This window comes from Streptomyces sp. SM10 (genome assembly GCF_002910915.1).
In the GTDB taxonomy this organism is placed as follows: domain Bacteria; phylum Actinomycetota; class Actinomycetes; order Streptomycetales; family Streptomycetaceae; genus Streptomyces.
In genome coordinates this window covers 16617-33772 of record NZ_NEUF01000088.1, presented here as the reverse complement: position 1 = coordinate 33772, position 17156 = coordinate 16617, and the positions used below count along the sequence as shown (strand labels likewise).

Here is a 17156-nt window from a genome sequence, read left to right as displayed (position 1 = left end):
CGGACGGCTCCCTTTCTGCTGCCCTGATTCGGAATTTACGGGACCTTGTCCTGCCGTGTTCCGGAAACAGGAAAGCCGCGGCTCCCGGTCGGGGGTGCCGCGGCTTTCCCGCAGAAAGAATCCGGTTCGGATCGGCCGGAATCAGACGGTCTCCGGGAGCTCCTCGAGCCCTTCGGCGACCAGCTTCGCCAGACGGTCCAGGGCGGCCTCGGCGTTGTCCGCCTCGGACGCGAGCACGATCTCCTCGCCGCCCTGGGCGCCCAGGCCGAGCACCGCGAGCATGGAGGCGGCGTTCACGGGGTTGCCGTCCGCCTTGGCGATCGTCACGGGGACGCCGGAGGCCGTGGCGGCACGGACGAAGATGGAAGCGGGGCGGGCGTGCAGGCCCTCGGCCCAACCGACGTTGACGCGGCGCTCAGCCATGGTTCTGCCCTTCACGTATCAATGGGTTGTCTAGACCAGTCTCTCATGTGGTGCGCACTGCTGTGCCCGGCGTCGGGGGCCGGCCGCCCACCGCCCGCCGGCTCCCTCAGCGTGCCCCTGCCGCGAACCCGCCGCGACCGGTGTGCCGGGTCGTAGGCTTTGCCCATGGAGCCCACTGGGGAGCAGAGTCCGCACCACGCGTACCCCGACCACTGGGAGGCGGACGTGGTGCTCCGCGACGGTGGCACCGCGCGCATCAGACCCATCACCACGGACGATGCCGACCGGCTGGTCAGCTTCTACGAGCAGGTGTCCGACGAGTCGAAGTACTACCGCTTCTTCGCCCCGTATCCGCGCCTCTCCGCCCGGGACGTGCACCGCTTCACCCATCACGACTACGTCGACCGGGTGGGACTGGCCGTCACGATCGGCGGCGAGTTCATCGCCACCGTGCGCTTCGACCGGATCGACGAGCGCGGCCGGCCCGCCTCCGCCCCCGCGGACGAGGCCGAGGTCGCCTTCCTCGTCCAGGACGCCCACCAGGGCCGCGGCGTCGCCTCGGCCCTGCTCGAACACATCGCCGCGGTGGCCAGGGAGCGGGGCATCCGGCGCTTCGCCGCGGAGGTGCTCCCCGCCAACAACAAGATGATCAAGGTGTTCCGGGACGCCGGATTCACCCAGCAGCGCAGCTTCGAGGACGGCTCCGTCCACCTCACCCTCGACCTCGAACCCACGGCCGAGTCCCTCGCCGTGCAGCGCGCCCGCGAGCAGCGGGCCGAGGCGCGCTCCGTCCAGCGCCTGCTGGCCCCCGGGTCCGTCGCGGTCGTCGGCGTCGGACGTGCGCCCGGGGGCGTCGGCCGGACCGTGCTCCGCAATCTCCTCGCCTCCGGCTTCACCGGACGCGCATACGCGGTCAACACGTCGTTCGCCGAGGACCAGGGCACGGTCGAGGGGGTCCCCGCCCACCGCTCCGTGGGCGGGATCGGCGAGCAGGTCGATCTCGCGGTCGTCGCCGTCCCGGCCGACCGGGTGCCCGAGGCCGTCGCCGACTGCGGGGAGCAGGGGGTCCAGGGACTCGTCGTCCTCACCGCCGGCTACGCCGAGCGCGGTACCGAGGGCCGGGAGCGGCAGCGGGAGCTGGTGCGGCAGGCCCGCTCGTACGGCATGCGGATCATCGGGCCGAACGCCTTCGGCATCATCAACACCTCCGACGCGGTCCGGCTCAACGCCTCCCTCGCCCCCGAGTCGCCCAAGGCCGGGCGCATCGGGCTCTTCACCCAGTCCGGCGCCATCGGGATCGCCGTCCTGTCCGGTCTGCACCGCAGGGGCGCCGGCCTGTCGGCGTTCATCTCCGCGGGCAACCGGGCCGACGTCTCGGGCAACGACCTCCTGCAGTACTGGTACGAGGACCAGGGCACCGATGTCGCCCTGCTGTACCTCGAATCGCTCGGCAACCCCCGCAAGTTCACCCGCCTCGCCCGCCGGACCGCCGCCGTGAAGCCCGTGGTCGTCGTGAAGGGCGCCCGGCACAGCGGATCCAACCCGCCGGGCCACGCCGTCCCCGTCAGCCGGATTCCCGACGCGACGGTGTCCGCCCTGATGCGGCAGGCCGGCGTGATCCGCGTCGACACCGTGACCGAGATGGTCGACGCCGGTCTGCTCCTCGCCGGCCAGCCCCTGCCCGACGGACCCCGGGTGGCGATCCTCGGCAACTCGGAGTCCCTCGGCCTCCTCACCTACGACGCCTGCCTGGCGGAGGGGCTCCGCCCGCGCCCGCCCCGCGACCTCACGACGGCGGCGGGTCCCCGGGACTTCCGGAACGCGCTGGCGGAGGCCCTCGCCGACCGGACGAGCGACGCCGTGATCGTGACCGCGATCCCCTGGGTGGGGGAGAACGGCGAGGCCGAGACAGGGGACGGCGAGGTGCTCGCGGCGGCGCTGCGCGAGGCGGCGGCCACCGGCCCCGCCAAGCCCGTGGCGGTGGTGCACGTGGAGATGGGCGGCCTGGCCCAGGCCCTGGCGGCCGCCACGAGCACGGCCGCGCGACCCGAGTCCCGGCCGGCCGGCCCCGCCCCTGGTCCGAATCCGGATCCGGGCGCCCCGTCCGCCGCCCCGGCGGGTGGCGGCGGCCGGAGCGAGGACCCGGCACCCGGCACGCCCGCGACGGACGAGCACGTGAACGGCCCCGCGGGGCCGGCCGCCGGACGCATCCCCGCCTACCCGGCCGCCGAGCGAGCCGTCAGGGCGCTCGCCGAAGCGGTGAAGTACGCCCAGTGGCGGCGCCACGCGGCCGCCCCCGGCAAGGTGCCCGCCTTCCTGGACGACACCATCGACGAACACGGGACCGCCGGGCTGATCGGGACGCTGCTGGGCCCCGATCCCGACCCGCGCGGCCGCCCCCTCCCCCATGACGAGGCCCGCGAACTGCTCGCCCGCTACGGCGTGACCGTACGGGCGGCGCTCCCCGCCCCCGATCCGGAGGCGGCCGTCGCGGCCGCCGCGAAGCTCGGTTACCCGGTGGCGCTCAAGACGACCGCGCCCCATCTGCGCCATCGCGCCGACCTCGGTGGCGTCCGGCTCGACCTCGCCAACGAGAACGCCCTGCGCCGGTCGTACGACGAGCTGACCGATCTGCTCGGCGCGCCCGCGGAACTCCGCCCCGTCGTCCAGGCCATGGCGCCCCGGGGCGTCGACACCGTCGTCAGGGCGTCGATCGACGCGGCCGCCGGTGCCGTCCTCTCCTTCGGGCTGGCCGGAGCGCCCTCCGAACTGCTGGGCGACACGGCCCACCGCCTGGTGCCGGCGACCGACCGCGACGCCGCCGAGCTGATCCGCTCCATCAGGGCGGCGCCCGTGCTGTTCGGCTGGCGCGGCTCCGCGCCGGTGGACACGGCGGCGCTCGAAGAGCTCCTCCTGCGGGTGTCCCGGCTCGTCGACGACCACCCCGAGGTGGTGTCGGTCGCCCTGGAACCCGTGGTCGTGGCCACGGACGGGCTGACGGTGCTCGGAGCGAGCGTCCGTCTCGCCCCACCGCCGGCCCGCAGCGATCTCGGCCCGCGCCGGCTTCCCAGCTACTGACCGCCCCCGGACCCGCGCAGGGCGTCCCCGGCAGCCACCGGCCCCCCGTAGGATGGTCCTCATGGCAAAGACCGGTACGACGACCCAGGGGCTGCGCGCGGCGATCGAGCGCAGCGGCTACTACCCGGCCCTCGTGGCCGAGGCGGTGGAGGCCGCCGTCGGCGGGGAGCCGGTCGCTTCGTACCTGGTGCACCAGGAGACCACCTTCGACTCCAACGAGGTCCGCCGCCATGTCACGGTCCTGGTCCTGACGGACACCCGCTTCATCGTCAGCCACACCGACGAGCAGGCCGCCGACACCAGCTCCCCGACGCCGTACGCCACGACGTCCACGGAGTCGGTCAAGCTGGACCGGATCTCGTCCGTCGTGGTCAGCCGCGTGGTCGCCAACCCGGAGAAGTACGTGCCCGGCTCGCTGCCCCGCGAGGTCGTCCTGACCATCGGCTGGGGCGCCGTCTCCCGTATCGACCTCGAACCCGCCGCCTGCGGGGACCCCAACTGCGAGGCCGACCACGGCTACACCGGCAGTTCCACCGCCGACGACCTCAGCCTGCGCGTCAGCGAGGCCGGCGACGGCCCGGACACCGTGCGTCAGACCCTCGCGTTCGCCCAGGCCCTCTCCGAGGCCACGGCCGTGACCGCGCCGCCCGCCCGCTGATGGCCCAGCCCGCCTGGCAGGACCCCGTCCTGCTCGCACCCGAGAGCGCGCCCGTACCCGAGTACGGCTCCGGCTCGCTCGCCGATCTGCTGCCGACGCTCGTGGCGGGCCAGGGCGTACCCGGCTTCGAGGCGACCATCCCGGAGCTCACCCCCGCCGACCGGAACTGCGTCTTCCTCATCGACGGGCTCGGCTGGGAGCAGATCAAGGCCCACCCGGACGAGGCCCCCTTCCTGTACTCGCTGCTGCCCACTTCCCGCGGTGGCACCGGCCGGCCGGTCACCGCGGGCTTCCCCTCGACCACCGCGACCTCGCTCGCCTCGGTCGGCACCGGCCTGCCCCCGGGCCGCCACGGCCTTCCCGGCTACACGGTGCGCAACCCGGCGACGGGCGCGCTGATGAACCAGCTCCGCTGGAGGCCGTGGACCGACCTCAGGGCCTGGCAGCCCTACCCCACCGTCTTCACGCTCGCGGACGCGGCGGGCGTCCGCACGGCCCAGGTCTCCGCCCCCGGCTTCGAGCAGACCCCGCTGACCAAGGTCGCGCTCAGCGGCGGCTCCTTCCTCGGCAGGCTCACCGGTGAGGAGCGGATGGACGTCGCCGCCGAGCGGCTCGCCGCCGGTGACAGGTCGCTCGTCTACACGTACTACAGCGAGGTCGACGGCCAGGGACACCGCTTCGGCGTCGACTCCGACGCCTGGCGGGGACAGCTGATGTACGTCGACGGACTCGCCCGGCGCCTGGCCGAGCAGCTGCCGCCCCGCTCGGCGCTCTACATCACCGCGGACCACGGCATGATCGACGTGCCGTTCGACGAACAGTCCCGGATCGACTTCGACGAGGACTGGGAGCTGAGCGCCGGCGTCGCCCTGCTGGGCGGCGAGGGCCGTGCCCGCCACGTGTACGCGGTCCCCGGGGCCGAGGCCGACGTCCTGACCGTCTGGCGCGAGGTGCTCGGCGAGCAGTTCTGGGTGGCGAGCCGGGACGAGGCCGTCGCCGCGGGCTGGTTCGGCCCGCAGGTCGACGAGCGGGTGTACGGCAGGATCGGCGACGTCGTCGCGGCCGCCCACGACGACGTGGTGATCACCGCTTCGGTCAACGAACCCCATGAGTCCGCGATGGTGGGGATGCACGGATCGCTGACCCCCGTGGAGCAGCTCGTCCCGCTCCTCGAGGTACGCACGTAGGCTCGTCGCCCTCATCCCCCCTCCGCACACACGCACGCACCCCGAAAGGCGCTCGACTTCTCATGCCCGAGCTCGCGTTCTTCTCCGGAACGATGGACTGCGGAAAGAGCACGCTGGCGCTGCAGATTGGTCATAACCGGTCAGCAAGAGGGCTTCAAGGTGTCATTTTCACGCGTGACGACCGGGCGGGGGAGGGGAAGATTTCGTCCCGGCTCGGCCTGGTGAGCGAGGCTGTCGAGGCGGAGCCGGGGCGGGACCTGTACGCGTACGTGGTCGATGAGTTGTCCCGCGGCGGGAAGATCGACTATGTGATCGTGGACGAGGCGCAGTTCCTCGCGCCGGAGCAGATCGACCAGCTGGCGCGGATCGTGGATGACTTGAAGCTGGACGTCTTCGCCTTCGGGATTACGACCGACTTCCGTACGAAGCTGTTCCCGGGTTCGCAGCGGTTGATCGAGCTGGCGGATCGGATAGAGACGCTGCAGGTCGAGGCGATGTGCTGGTGTGGGGCGCGGGCCACGCACAATGCGCGGACCGTGGGCGGGGAGATGGTCGTCGAAGGTGCTCAGGTCGTGGTCGGTGACGTGAACCGGTCGGCTGAAGACATCGGGTACGAGGTGCTGTGCCGGCGTCACCACCGCAAGCGGGTGACGAGCGCGACGGCGCGGTCGGCGGCACTGTCGCCGGACGTGCTGCCGGTTGTTCAGGGTTGATCGTTTTTGGGGCGGCTGGTCGGGGCGTACTGCGCATCAGCGCGGGAACTCCCGGGAAATCTCAGGTCAGGTCCGTGAAGGCGGACTGGCCGGCCTGTGCGCCGGGAGACAACGCGTCTTGTTCTCCGATGTTGAGGGAGCGTACTGCGGCAGGCTCATACCCGGTCGGAGTCCCGGAGGCACGGTGCGGAGCCGGGGCGGCGGGAAGGGCGTGAAGGGGCAGCCGGCGCTCGTCAGTCACGGCGCACCACGCGAAAGCCGGTGTTGCCGCTGGAGCTGTCGGGGGTGTTTCCCATGCGGGCCGAGGTGCGGTAGCGCAGACAGTACGACTCGTGGCACATGTGCGAGCCGCCCTTGAGTACGCGGGCCTGGCCGAACGCCGGGCCGGCCGGGTCGATGCGCGGGCCCCGCTTGTGGAAGCCTGGGCTGAACCAGTCGGCACACCACTCCCATACGTTCCCGGTGGTGTTGAACAGTCCGTAGGCGTTGGGCTCGAAGGCGTCGACAGGGCAGGTGCCGGCGTACCCGTCGGCTGCAGTGTTGCGGCCCGGGAAGGTGCCGCGCCAGATGTTCATCCGGTAGTCGCCGCCCGGGTCGCGCTCCTGGCCCCAGGGGTACGGCATGCTCGTCAGCCCGCCACGGGACGCGTACTCCCACTCCGCCTCGGTCGGCAGCCGTGCCCCGGCCCAGCGGCAGTAGGAGAGGGCATCGGCGTACGAGACGTGCACGACAGGGTGGTCCCACCGGTTGTCGCGGCGGCCGCGCCTGCCCAGATCCGATCCGGGGCCTTCCGGCTGCCGCCAGTGCGCACCATGGACCTGGCGCCACCACGGGGTCGCCGCCGCCGCCCGCGTCGGCGGGAAGTCGCGGGGCAGGAAGCCGCCGAAGACGAAGGACCAGCCGAACCGTTCGGCGTCCGTCGTGTGACCGGTGGCGTCCACGAAGGCGGCGAACTCCGCAGCGCTGACCGCGGTGGCGCTGATCATGAACGGGCCGACGGTGATCTCACGCACCGGTCCCTCGCCGTCCGCCGCGTACGGGCCGTCTGCGCAGCCCATCAGGAACGCACCGGCCTCCAGCGCACACCAGCCCCCGTGCGGCACCGACACCGTGTCAGCGGGCGTCACAGCACCCGCGGATATGCCCAGGAGCGGTGCGGACACCGCGATGTCGTCGGCGTCGGTCCCGCCGCTGCGATGCCGCTGCGGGGCACAGCAGGCAGGTCGTTCCTTGGGTTCGATGGTGCTCACGTTCCTCTTTCTGGTGCCCAGCCGCGGAAACGGGGGCCGATCTCAGTAAGGCAGTGATCGCCGCCGGCCCCAGCGGATGGTATGGAGCGGCTGACTGTCAAGCGCGCGGGCTGCGAAACGACAGGTGCGGCCTGGCTGGCTGGTCGATGCCAATGGGGCGCGCCGTAAGGCGGTCGAGCGTGCGGTGTTCGCGGAGGCGGCGGGCGGCTCGCGCGGTGCGAGGGTCAAGGCATCCCTCTTGCGCCGGCCGGCCGACTCGGTGAACGTCGCCCGCGCGATTGTCGATGGGTGCAGCGGCGCGTTCACCCGGGCCCGGGCCGCTCACGAAGCCCAGCGCTGTCGCCGGGGGCGACCGTGGCCGTGTCGGCGGTCAGGGTCGCGACCTGTACCTCTCCCCCGGGCCAGGTGATGCGCACCGCCGGGCCGTTGACCTGTACGTCGGGGAAGGCCGGGGCCGTACCGGGACCCGTTCCCGACAGGGAGGCGCAGCACACGAAGAGGCCGTCGCCGACCGTGCCTTCGGCGACGGGCATGCGGGTTGCCTCCGCGTAGGCCGTGGGGCCGCCGGGGACAGAGCCTGCCGGGCCGTCGAAGCCGTACACAGGGTGCAGGGCGGAGACCGTGCGGTTGCCGTCCACGGCCCAGCCGGACGCGCGCACACGGGTGCCGGGGGCGGCACCCTCGACACGGTGGATGCGCACCTCCGCCGCCCCCCGTGCAAGTGTCATCGAGGCGAGACGTGCCGTGCCGGCGGGAGTCCGCTGGACCGAGGCCGTCCAGCCGTCCCCGGAGCCCAGCGGGGTGATCCGGCCGCGCCGGGTGATCCGCCCGTCCTCGACCAGTCCGAAGTGATTGTCCGGTGCGGCACCCGGCTCGGTCGGGCCGGTGTGCGTGGAGTAGGCGAGCCGGGCGTACAGCGGATCGTCGCGCTCCGGGTGGACGATCTGCCCGTCGCTGCCGTGGTTGTGCACGCGGACGACACCGTCGGCCGCCGTGGCCTGCACCAGCCAGCCGGGTGCCGGCAGCGCAGTGACCGAGTCCCCGGCCTCGACGGGAGCGGCACGCTCGACGGCCGTCCACTCGGGGTGGTCCGCCGGCAGGAGCAGACCGACGAAGGCCTTGGCGGCCCAGTACGGGGACGCGGGTCCCGAGTACTCCTGCACGACAGGTGGGTACGGGCCGTGCCAGCCCATGGAGAGCAGCCCGTCGTCGGCTGCGTCCCGGTCGGTGAAGTAGCGCAGGGCGCCCGAGGCGATCCGCCGGGTCGCGCCGGCGGCGAGCGGGGTGTGACCGGTCAGGGCGCCCGCCCAGAGCGCGGAGGCGGTGGCGAAACGGTAGGTCAGGGAGCGCCCGATGGGCAGCGGCGAGCCGTCGGCGGCGAAGAGGCGGGAGTAGTCCGCGAGGAATTCGCGCAGCCGGCCTCCGTACCGCGCGAGCATGTCCCCGTCGTTGCTCAGCCGTGCGTGCAGCATCGGGTAGAGATGCATCGCCCAGCCGTTGTAGTGGTCGAAGGACCGCTCCGGGCCGTCGGTGTACCAGCCGCCGCCCTCGTACCACGTCTCGATCTTCGCCAGGCCGCGCTGGATCGCGGCGCGGGACGCCTCCTCGTGGTGGCCGGCCTCGGCGAGGAAACCGCCGACGGTGAGCGGGAAGAGCCACCAGTTGTTGTTGACCGGGGGAGTGCCGAGCGCCTCCGACATCCAGTCTGCGGCGCGTTCTTGTACGTCCTTGTCCAGACGGTCCCAGAGCCACGGGCGGGTCAGGCGCAGGCCGAGCGCGATCGAGGCCGCCTCCACCCAGGCCTGGCCGCACTCCGAGGGGCGCGGCCAGGACTCGGCGTCGTCGCGGCCGGGGGTGCGGGTGCCTGCGGCGAGGCCGTCCGCGTAACGCGACAGCATCCCGTGCGGGTCGTCGCCGCCCGCACCGGTGACACGGAACGCGGCGAGCAGGAACGTACGGGCGTAGCCCTCCAGCCCGTCCGAGCGCGGGCCCGACGAACTGGCCGGCCCCGGAAGAGAGATCAGTGCGCCACCGGGCGAGGCGTGCTCACGCACCGCGGCCAGCAGACTGTCGGCGACGGCCTCCCAGTGGGCGCGGGTCCAGCCGGTGTAGGGGCTTGTCGTGCGGTCCTCGGGCGGCAGCTGCCACATGCGGTGACTCCAGGAAGGATCGGCGGACAGCGACCCGGTCGTATGGGAGAGGCGCCGTCCGTCGTGAACGGTGGCGGGTGGGCCTTTTGCTCAGACCAGACGCAGGCTCGCGCGGGCCTGCGTCGCACTGCTGCTGCCGGCGTACACATCGATACGGCCGCGCTCCAGTACGTACGTCCCGGACGGGTCGTTCGTCCAGAAGCCCAGGTCCTCGGCTCCGAGAGGGAAGCGGACGATGCGCTCCTCGCCCGGCTCCAGCGTCACCCGCTCGAAACCGCGCAGCTTCCGCACCGGCTGCGTGATGCTCGCCGCGACGTCGTGGACGTACACCTGGACCACCTCGTCACCGGTCAGCGACCCGGTATTGGCGACCCCCACCGTGACCTCGACGCTCTCGCCGCGCTCGAGTGCGTCCACCGAGATCTCCTGGTGGCTCAGCTTCGGCTCGCCGGTCGCGAACGTGGTGTAGCTGAGCCCGTGGCCGAAGGTGAACTGCGGGCCGTCGGGCAGGTCCAGGTACTTCGAAACGTACTTCTCGACCTGGTCGTACGGCCGACCGGTGGACTCGTGGTTGTAGTAGATGGGGATCTGGCCGACGTTCCGCGGGAAGGAGACCGGCAGCTTGCCGCCGGGGTTGACCTTGCCGAAGAGCACATCGGCCACGGCGTGCCCGGCCTCGATGCCCGCGTGCCAGGCCTCCAGGACGGCGGGCGCGCGGTCCACCCAGCCGCCGATGGTGAGCGGGCGGCCGTTGACCAGCACGACCACGAAGGGCTTGCCGGTCGCGGCGACCGCCTCGATCAGCTGCTGCTGCCCTGCGGGCAGGTCGATGTCGCTGCGGGCGGCGGCCTCGCCGCTGATCGCGGAGTCCTCGCCGACCACGACGACGGTGAGGTCGGCGGCCCACGCGGCGGCGGCCGCCATGGCAGGGTCGGGACCAGAGTGCCGGATGTCGGCGTCCGGTGCGGCTTCGCGGATCGCGTCGAGGATGCTGACCGACTCGAAGTGGAGCCGGCCGGGGCCGGCCCAGGTGCCGTGCTGGTCGACGGAGTCGGCGTGCGGCCCGACGACCGCGATCGAAGAGGTGGCGGCGTCGAGCGGCAGCACCGCGCCGTCGTTCCCCGGGAAGCCGTCGTTCTTCAGGAGCACCATCGAGCGGGCGGCGGCGTCCCGCGCGGCCGCGCGGGACGCGGCGGTGGGCTGTGTGATCTCCATCGCCGCGTCGGTGTACGGGTCGTCGAAGAGGCCGAGCGCGAACTTGAGCCGCAGGATGCGCGTGACCGCATCGTCGAGGCGGTCCATGGAGATCCGGCCGTCGGCGAGCAGCTCCTGGCCGTGGTCGAAGATGTGGGTGGAGACCATCTCCATGTCCAGGCCGTGGTTCAGGGACAGCTCGGCGGCGTGCGCGGCGTCCTCGGCGAAGCCGTGCGCGACCAGCTCCATGACGCCGGTGTAGTCGCTGACCACAAAGCCGTCGAAGCCCCACTCCACCTTGAGGATGGAGTTCATGGTGTGGTTGTTGGCGTGTGCGGGGACGCCGCCCACTGTGTTGAACGCGGCCATGACGGTGGCCGCACCGGCGTCGAGCGCGGCCTTGAACGGCGGCAGGTAGTGGTTGCGAAGGCGCTGCTCGGATACGTCCACGGTGTTGTAGTCGCGGCCGCCCTCGGCCCCGCCGTATGCAACGAAGTGCTTGGCGCAGGCCGCGACATGGTTCTTGGAGGTGAGGCCCGAACCGTCGGGCGGACCCTGGTAGCCGCGCACCTTGGCCACCGCGAGTGCGGCGTTGAGGTACGGGTCCTCGCCACAGGACTCGGCGATACGGCCCCAGCGCGGCTCATGGGTGACGTCCATCATCGGCGAGAAGGTCCAGCGCACACCCTGCGAGCGGGTCTCGACGGCGGAGATGCGCGCGTCGGTCTCGGCCACGGCCGGGTCGAAGGCGGCGGCCTGCGCGAGTGGGATCGGGAAGGTTGTCCAGAAGCCGTGGATGACGTCGAAGCCGAAGAGCAGCGGGATGCCGAGCCGGGACTCCTCGACCGCGAGGCGCTGGAGGTCGTTGGTCCACTTCGCACCGTGCAGGTTCAGGACCGAACCGAGCTTGCCCGCACGGGCCGACGCTTCGATCTCCGCGGTCTGGCCGCCGCCCGGACCGGTGGCTCCGGTCCACGTCAGCTGCTGGACCTGGCCGAGCTTCTCCTCGGTCGTCATCCGGCCGAGGATTTCCTTGACCTTGTCGTCGTGCGTGCGGAGCATGTCGCGTCCTTCGGGGGCCGGGGTGCAGTGGGCCGGGGGCCATTGCCGGATGGGGACCGTGAAGTTAGTGTTTCCGCAGCAAAATGTAAGCGCATTCAGGCGAGGGGATCAAGTGGCCGTCACCACCTCGTTGCACAACCCGGCCCGAGCCTGCCGGCGGGCCGGAGAAAAGGAGGTGCCCCATGGGCGGAGACGCCGTAGGCGGCAGTGCGCTGCGGATCATGAGCTTCAATCTGCAGGTCGACTGGGAGGGGGCGCCACACCCGTGGAGTGCGCGCCGGGAGGCGGTCATCGCCCTCCTCCGTCATGAGCGGCCCCATCTGCTGGGCACCCAGGAGGGGTTGTACTCGCAGGTCGGCGAGGCACAGGAGGGTCTCGGTCCCGAGTACGCCCGGATCGGCGAGGGCCGTGAGGGCGGCGAGAGGGGCGAGCACATGGCCGTCCTCTACGACCGGAACCGCCTCGAATCCCTGGAGCACGGTCACTTCTGGCTCTCGGACACCCCGCATGTACCGGGTTCCGAGACCTGGGGCGGCGGCTGCCCGCGCATGGTCACCTGGGTCCGCTTCCGTGATCTCGTCACCGGCGGTGAACTCTTCGCTGCCAATACGCACTTCGACCATGAGAGCGCTTACGCACGGGCGCGTTCCGCAGCCCTCCTCGCTGAGCGCCTGGACGCCCTGGCCTCAGGCGTCCCCCGCCTGATAACCGGCGACTTCAACACCCCGGCGGGCGACCCAGAGGTGCACGCCGTGCTCTCCGCGCAGGCCGGCCTGGAGGACACCTGGGACAACGCCGAGCGGCGCGGCCCTTCGTACGGCACCTTCCACGGCTACGGCCCGCTCCGGCCCGACGGCGCGCGCATCGACTGGATCCTCGCCTCGCGCGGCACTCGGGTGCACGGGACGTCCGTCGGGCTGCCCGCGCCGGACGCCGTATGGCCGAGTGATCACCTTCCGGTACGGGCAGTCGTCGAGCTGTCCTGCTGAACGACCCCGTCTCGTGGAACGAGGTTCTCCCGCTGAACGAGACCGACCCATCAGACCCATCAGACCCCTCAGCCCCGTCAGCACTATCAGTCGCAGCCGGTCCGTCCGGATCGCCGACGCCCTCAGGGAGTCCCATGCCATCCCGCCGTCCCGCCACCGAGTGGCTCGCCGACGCCGTGCTCTACCAGATCTATCCGCAGTCCTTCGCCGACTCCAACGGCGACGGTATCGGCGACTTCGCCGGCATCGAGGCGAAGCTCGACCACCTCGAGTGGCTCGGCGTGAACACGGTCTGGTTCAACCCGTGTTTCGCCTCGCCGTTCGACGACGCGGGTTACGACGTGGCCGATTACCTCAACGTCGCCCCGCGCTACGGCACCAACGAGGACCTCTCCCGGCTCACCGAGGCCGCAGGACGCCGCGGCATCCGGGTCCTTCTCGACCTGGTCGCGGGCCACACCTCCGACCAGCACCCCTGGTTCAAGGCCTCCGCGAACGACCCGTCCGACCAGCGCTTCATCTGGGCCGGGACCGACGAGTCCCCCGAGGGCTTCGTCGCCTCGCCCGGCAGCCGGTACGGCTTCTACCAGCCGAACTTCTTCGAGTCCCAGCCCGCCCTCAACTTCGGCCACGCGCGCATGGACCCGGCGGAGCCGTGGCGCCTTCCCGTCGACGCCGAAGGTCCTCGAGCCAACCGCCAGGCGCTGCGCGACATCATGGACCACTGGCTGGGCCTCGGCCTTTCCGGCTTCCGCGTCGACATGGCCGCCTCGCTGGTCAAGGACGACCCGGGCCAGGTCGAAACCGCCAAACTCTGGCGCGAGCTGCGCGACTGGCTGGACGGGAAGCACCCGCAGGCCGCACTGCTCTCCGAGTGGGGCGATCCGCAGGTGTCCGTCCCGGCCGGCTTCCACTGCGACTTCTTCCTCCAGTTCGGCCCGCGCAGCGACGGGGCCGCACTGAAGTCCCTCTGGAACAACGGTGAGGGCACCGTTCACGAGGCGTGGGAGCCCCTTGAGCCGTACTTCGGCGCCGAGGGCGAGGGCACTACGGCTGTCTTCCTCGAGGCCTGGCGCGAGGCGACAGAGATCATCGGCGACGCGGGCTTCATCTCGCTCCCTACCGCCAACCACGACTTCTCCCGCCTGTCCACCGGCCCCCGCACCGCCGAACAACTCCCCGCAGCCTTCGCCTTCCAGCTCACCTGGCCGACGCTCCCCGCGATCTACTACGGCGACGAGATCGGCATGCGCTACGTCCCCGGCACCCCCACCCGCGAGGGCAGCCGCCTCGGGCCACGCTACGACCGCGCGGGCTCGCGCACCCCCATGCAGTGGGACGACACCGTCAACGCGGGCTTCTCCACCGCCCCCGCCGAGGACCTGTACCTTCCCCTCGACCGGGACCCGTCCCGACCGAACGTCGCCGCCCAGCGCGCCGACGAAGGCTCCCTGCTCCACCTCGTCCGCCGCCTGATCGCGCTCCGGAAGACCACGCCCGAACTCGGCTCGTCCGGTAGCACGGAGATCCTGCACGAGGGCTACCCCCTGGCCTACATCCGCGGCGACCGCTACCTCGTCGTCGTGAACCCGCGCCGCGAGGCAGCGCGGATCGACGCTCCGGACGGCACCGTTGCCACCCCGCTGGAAGCCGCGGGCGTCACTGTCGCCGACGGCCGCATCCGTGCCGAGGGCTTCGGCTACGGCGTCTTCCTGCTCGAAACGCCCGACGCGCACTGATCCTTCCGGACGCCGTTCGGCGCGAATGCGAAGGAAGGGGCCGTCCCGCAGCCGCGGGAGGGCCCCTTCGTCGTGTGCCGGATCAGCCCTTGCGGACCGTGAACTCCCCGCGCCTCACCCGCAGTACGGTACGGCCGCCCTCGGACGTGACCTTCGCCCTCTCGGCGCGGGCCGGGCCGTCGATCGCGACGACCGCCTCGTCACCGAGCGTGCGGAAGGAGACCTCGCCGTCCTTCGCCCCGACGATCTCGGCCGTCGCGTACGCAATCCGCATGCCGCCTGCTTCGAGGCCCAGCGGCAGGACGGCCGAGCTGCGGCCCGCCAGGTGGAGCTTCTCGCCGCCGAAGAGCGGCTTGCCCTTCTCGGTCACGGTGAAGGACTCGCCGTACCCGGAGGTCAGGTTGAAAGCGTGCATCACGCGGCCGTTCTCCCCCTTGCTGGTGAGCAGCAGGACGGCGGGTCGGGTGGCGGAGTGCCTGATCGCCGGCTTGGCCTCGAGCGCGGTCATCGCCTTGCCCCAGAACTCCAGGTCACCGCGGTAGTTGCAGGTCACGACGACGGCCCGGCCCTTTCCGACGGGGATGTCGAAGCCGCAGCCCTTCTTCGTCGTGTACTCGCGCAGGACGGTGGTTCCGCGCTCGGCCGTGCACAGCTGGGTCTTGTCGAGGCGGATCTCGGCGATGCCGTCCGCCCAGCCGTGCGCGGTGACCGAGAGCCGGAAGCGCTCGGCGCCGGTGAGGGCCTTCTCGGGCTTCAAACCGAGGGCGTCGCGCAGAGCGGTGTACTCCGAGCCGTCCATGTCCTTGCCGGGGACCAGGCCGGACAGGAGCAGCTTGCCGCCCGCCTTCAGGTACGCGACCAAGCGGTCCTGAACCTTGCGGCCCAGGTACTCGCCGGTGGCCAAGGCGATGAGCGGCCGCTTCGCCGGGTCGAGCTCTGTGGCCTGCAGGTCGATGCTGTCGTAGCGGAAACCGCCGAAGAGCAGCGAGCGGGACAGGGCCGCGCGCGGGCCGAAGCCGCGGATGCTCTGCACGTCGGCGAGCACGGCGTCGACGGACTCGCGCTGCGGCGGGTGGTACTCGGTGAGGTAGTGGTCGGGGACGAAGCCCAAGGTGACCGGGTCGTGTTCGGGCTTCATCGTCGCGAGCAGCGGCGCGAGCGCCCGTACCGAGCGCGCGCTCGCCTTCGTCGGCTCGAAGCTGACGCCACGCCGCCCCTCGGGATCGACGGGCGCGGCGAACCCGTGCCGCTCGCCCGTGTGCCCGATGCGGTCGTTGCCGTTGCCGACGGGCTTGTCGAACTTCGGGTTGAAGCCCCCGGTGAACAGGTAGTAGTTGAACATTTTTACGCCCTGGGCGAGGCACAGGCTGGTCTTGAGCCAGGTGCTCTCGGCGTCCGTCTGGTTGGCGTTGTCGTTGCCGTAGTCGGCGTGGCCCGCGTCGAACTCCAGGACGGACAGCGGCTGTTCGCTGCCGCTGACGGCCGTAGTGAACGCGTTGATGAGGTAGAGATCGGTGACGTTCTTGACATCGAGGCTTCCGAGGTAGAAGTCGGAGCCGGGGATGATATCCGGCTTGCCGCCGAAGGTCTCCATCAGCTGGCTGACGCCGATGGGGTACTGAAGGGCGTTGTTGCCACCGGTGCCGTGGATGTTGATCAGGAACGGGATGCCGGTCACGCCGCCGGCCTCGGCGTACTTCTTCAACTCGGCGGTGTAGCGGGCGAACCGGCCGCGCATGAAGGTGCCCAGGTCGTGCATGAGGGCGGCGGCGTACGCGTCCTCCGGCTTGCGTATCGCCGGGTTGCGGTCCTCGGCGGCCTTGCCCGCGAAGGGGTAGCGGCTGCCGAGCTTGTCGCCGTAGGTCTTCTCCAGCCAGGCGTTGAAGTCGCCGAGGAGGTGGTCGGTGAGGTCGGGGCCGTTGCTGACCCAGGCCAGCATGCCGATCTCGTTGCACAGCTGGTAGGCGATGACGCCGGGCTTGTCCTTGGTGTGCAGGCGTTCGGCGATCACCGGGTTCACGGCGTCGTACCAGCGCTTGGCCTCTTCGAGGAAGGCGGGCGCGAGGTAGTCGACCGTGGGGGTGGTGGCCTTGCGGTCGTCCCAGCCGGTCGAGGTGATCTCCGGGTGCTCCTGGCGGGCCCGCTCGGGCACGCCCTCGCCCTCCAGCTCGCCCATCGTGAACGGGCCGGGCCGGGCAATGATCATGAAGCCGTTCTCGCGGCACAGGTCGAGGAAGGCGCCCAGGTCGCGCTCGGGGCGGGTCGTCCCGGTGAGGTCGATATCGCCGTCGGAGGTCTCGTGCCACATCCAGGGGATGTACGTGGCGATGGTGTCCAGGCCGGCTTCCTTGGCGCGGTCGAGACGCGACTGCCAGTCCTCCTTCTTCAGGCGGAAGTAGTGGATCTCGCCGGCCATGACGACGGTCGGCTCGCCGTCGATGAGGATCTGGCGGTCCCGGAAGGTGACGACTCGGTCGGCGGCGGGCGCGGCCGGTGAGCCGGCGGGCGTGGCGGCGGTGGCGGGCTTCACCGCGCCGAGGACGCTACCTGCTGCGGCTATGGCGCCCCCGGCCGCGAGAACGGTTCTGCGGCTCGCGCCGCTCGGGGTGGCTGTGGCCTCGTGCGTCATGTGGGGCTCCAGAGGTCAGGAGTGAGGGGGATCCGGATACGGCTCACCCGCCCCGGTCGCGGTGGACCGGGGCGGGAAGGGGCG

The 17156-nt window shown here is 71.6% G+C and carries 11 protein-coding genes; 6 read left to right on the top strand and 5 right to left on the bottom strand.

Going from position 1 to position 17156, the window contains the following annotated elements:
* Positions 1-141: 141 nt before the first annotated feature.
* A complete protein-coding gene (locus B9S57_RS12275) occupies positions 142-423 on the bottom strand; it encodes an HPr family phosphocarrier protein (protein WP_018520603.1) in 282 nt (93 codons plus the stop codon).
* 165 nt (positions 424-588) lie between these two features.
* Here B9S57_RS12275 and B9S57_RS12270 point away from each other — a divergent pair, with 165 nt between their 5' ends.
* From B9S57_RS12270 to B9S57_RS12255, 4 genes are all read left to right on the top strand, one after another.
* Complete coding sequence (locus B9S57_RS12270; protein WP_103515588.1) at positions 589-3501, top strand: bifunctional GNAT family N-acetyltransferase/acetate--CoA ligase family protein; 2913 nt, start codon at positions 589-591, stop codon at positions 3499-3501.
* 61 nt (positions 3502-3562) lie between these two features.
* Positions 3563-4159: a DUF5998 family protein gene (locus B9S57_RS12265; RefSeq protein WP_103515587.1), complete on the top strand. Its 597-nt coding sequence runs from the start codon at positions 3563-3565 to the stop codon at positions 4157-4159.
* Entirely contained in the window at positions 4159-5346 is a 1188-nt protein-coding gene (locus tag B9S57_RS12260) for an alkaline phosphatase family protein (RefSeq protein WP_103515586.1), read from the top strand. The genes B9S57_RS12265 and B9S57_RS12260 overlap by 1 nt, the downstream gene beginning before the upstream one ends.
* Positions 5347-5408: 62 nt before the next feature.
* Complete coding sequence (locus tag B9S57_RS12255; protein ID WP_103515585.1) at positions 5409-6059, top strand: thymidine kinase; 651 nt, start codon at positions 5409-5411, stop codon at positions 6057-6059.
* Between the two features lie 233 nt (positions 6060-6292).
* Here B9S57_RS12255 and B9S57_RS12250 read toward each other — a convergent pair whose 3' ends face one another.
* The 3 genes from B9S57_RS12250 to B9S57_RS12240 all read right to left on the bottom strand — a co-directional run bounded on the left by B9S57_RS12250 (position 6293) and on the right by B9S57_RS12240 (position 11715).
* Positions 6293-7186, bottom strand: a complete 894-nt coding sequence (locus tag B9S57_RS12250; RefSeq protein ID WP_374935932.1) for a formylglycine-generating enzyme family protein — start codon at positions 7184-7186, stop codon at positions 6293-6295.
* A 425-nt stretch (positions 7187-7611) separates the two neighbouring features.
* The gene (locus B9S57_RS12245; protein ID WP_103515584.1) at positions 7612-9459 is read right to left on the bottom strand and encodes a DUF2264 domain-containing protein; all 1848 of its coding nucleotides are present in this window, start codon (positions 9457-9459) and stop codon (positions 7612-7614) included.
* Between the two features lie 90 nt (positions 9460-9549).
* A complete protein-coding gene (locus B9S57_RS12240; protein WP_103515583.1) occupies positions 9550-11715 on the bottom strand; it encodes a glycoside hydrolase family 3 N-terminal domain-containing protein in 2166 nt (721 codons plus the stop codon).
* A 182-nt stretch (positions 11716-11897) separates the two neighbouring features.
* Here B9S57_RS12240 and B9S57_RS12235 point away from each other — a divergent pair, with 182 nt between their 5' ends.
* On the top strand, positions 11898-12704 hold the full coding sequence (locus B9S57_RS12235; RefSeq protein WP_103515582.1) for an endonuclease/exonuclease/phosphatase family protein: 807 nt from the start codon (positions 11898-11900) through the stop codon (positions 12702-12704).
* 134 nt (positions 12705-12838) lie between these two features.
* Complete coding sequence (locus B9S57_RS12230) at positions 12839-14443, top strand: alpha-amylase family glycosyl hydrolase (RefSeq protein ID WP_103515581.1); 1605 nt, start codon at positions 12839-12841, stop codon at positions 14441-14443.
* Positions 14444-14525: 82 nt separating this feature from the next.
* Here B9S57_RS12230 and B9S57_RS12225 read toward each other — a convergent pair whose 3' ends face one another.
* Positions 14526-17072 (bottom strand): beta-galactosidase, encoded by a 2547-nt coding sequence (locus tag B9S57_RS12225; protein ID WP_103515580.1) that lies wholly within the window; start codon positions 17070-17072, stop codon positions 14526-14528.
* Positions 17073-17156 lie beyond the last annotated feature (84 nt).

Excerpts from the sequence above, each read along its gene's own strand:
- B9S57_RS12275 (WP_018520603.1), bottom strand. The coding sequence starts at position 423 with ATGGCTGAGCGCCGCGTCAACGTCGGTTGGGCCGAGGGCCTGCACGCC.
- B9S57_RS12270 (WP_103515588.1), top strand. The coding sequence starts at position 589 with ATGGAGCCCACTGGGGAGCAGAGTCCGCACCACGCGTACCCCGACCAC.
- B9S57_RS12265 (WP_103515587.1), top strand. The coding sequence starts at position 3,563 with ATGGCAAAGACCGGTACGACGACCCAGGGGCTGCGCGCGGCGATCGAG.
- B9S57_RS12260 (WP_103515586.1), top strand. The coding sequence starts at position 4,159 with ATGGCCCAGCCCGCCTGGCAGGACCCCGTCCTGCTCGCACCCGAGAGC.
- B9S57_RS12255 (WP_103515585.1), top strand. The coding sequence starts at position 5,409 with ATGCCCGAGCTCGCGTTCTTCTCCGGAACGATGGACTGCGGAAAGAGC.
- B9S57_RS12245 (WP_103515584.1), bottom strand. The coding sequence starts at position 9,459 with ATGTGGCAGCTGCCGCCCGAGGACCGCACGACAAGCCCCTACACCGGC.
- B9S57_RS12240 (WP_103515583.1), bottom strand. The coding sequence starts at position 11,715 with ATGCTCCGCACGCACGACGACAAGGTCAAGGAAATCCTCGGCCGGATG.
- B9S57_RS12235 (WP_103515582.1), top strand. The coding sequence starts at position 11,898 with ATGGGCGGAGACGCCGTAGGCGGCAGTGCGCTGCGGATCATGAGCTTC.
- B9S57_RS12230 (WP_103515581.1), top strand. The coding sequence starts at position 12,839 with ATGCCATCCCGCCGTCCCGCCACCGAGTGGCTCGCCGACGCCGTGCTC.
- B9S57_RS12225 (WP_103515580.1), bottom strand. The coding sequence starts at position 17,072 with ATGACGCACGAGGCCACAGCCACCCCGAGCGGCGCGAGCCGCAGAACC.